Annotated in this window: 1 pseudogene; it reads right to left on the bottom strand. The window is 41.3% G+C overall.

Annotated elements, in window-relative coordinates:
- Positions 1-1369: pseudogene (locus K1I80_RS11965) on the bottom strand (IS1182 family transposase); the annotation flags it as partial.

The raw sequence follows: 1369 nt of genomic DNA, 5'->3' as shown, positions 1-1369 counted from the left end.
TCAGACCGAAGACAAACATTCCAAATGGTGTTTGTCTTTTTCTGTTTGTCAGGCTAAAATTCCATCTTTTGATAGAATAATAGTCATTTGAACAAAATAAAAATGCTTGTCCACCCTCATTTTTACTAGTTTTTTGAGATTCAAACACGCCAAAGTAAGCCCAACCTTATCTTCCATCTTGGACTTGCCTTTCTCTCTTGTATAACGGAGGTTGTGGTATTCTTTGGCTGTCCCAAAGAGCCGCTCGATGGTTTCTTTGCGCTTCTTATAGAGCTCCTTCATCCCTCTTTGATGTCGAATCTCTTCACAAAATTCAAGGTCATCTTTCCATACATGTCTTGTGATGACTTTCTGCTGATTCTGGCTCTGGGTACAAACGGATAATAGGGGACAAGCGACACATACTTTTGGGTTACTCTTATACTCACGGTAGCCTGCTCGGGTCGTCGTGCAATAGGCTAATACTTGGTTCTCTGGACAGAGGTAACAGTCATAGAAAGCATCATAAACAAAATCACCGGGTCTTAAGTTCCCCCTTACTCCCTTGGGACGGGTATACGGGAAGACAGGAAGGATGTTTCGCTTTAATAAATAGTGGGCAATAGCTGGGGTCTTATAGCCTGAGTCCGCAATAATGTAGCGTGGGGAGAAAACTTCTAACTTTGAAAAAAGAGCAGGGAAAGCCTGACTATCATGAACATTTCCTGCTTCAACCGTATAAGCTAAGGCCCAGCCATGCTTATCACACGCTACTTGGGCAGAATAGGCAAATACTTCCTTGTGTTGACCCTTGTGGAACCACCCACTCTCAGGATCTGTCGTTGAGATTTTCTTTTCTTTAGCCTCGCTTTCTTTTGCGGGCTTTAAGGACTTTTTTCGTGTTTTCTCCTATCTACATCAATCTCAACTTCCAATTGCTCACTCATAAATTTAGCTTGTTGGGCAACCATTTCCTTATGATACTTGTGACTGTTAGCTGCCGCTTTGATATGGGTACCATCCACAAATATTTCCGAAGGATCAATTAAACCAGCACATAAAGCTTGATGGAGTACTTGTGAAAATATCTCGGTTATCAGTGCTTTATCTTGAAAGCGACGACTGTAATTCTTTCCATATGTGGTAAAATGAGGCACCTTGTCATCCAAGCTTAGTCCAAGAAACCAACGATAGGCTACATTTACTTCAATGTCTTTAATGGTTTGGCGCATGGAGCGAATGCCATAAAAACATTGAATTAAAGGAATTTTGACTAACATGACGGGATCGAGACTAGGACGACCATTATCTGGACTATAGGTATCTTCAACTAAGTCATAGATAAAGTCAAAATCAACCTCTGATTCCACTTGGCGAAGAAAGTGATCCT

This window comes from Streptococcus sanguinis, from assembly GCF_019929225.1.
GTDB classification, from domain to species: Bacteria; Bacillota; Bacilli; order Lactobacillales; family Streptococcaceae; genus Streptococcus; species Streptococcus sanguinis_J.
The sequence above is the reverse complement of the archived record's forward strand: the minus strand, read 5'-3'. Positions and strand labels throughout refer to the sequence as shown.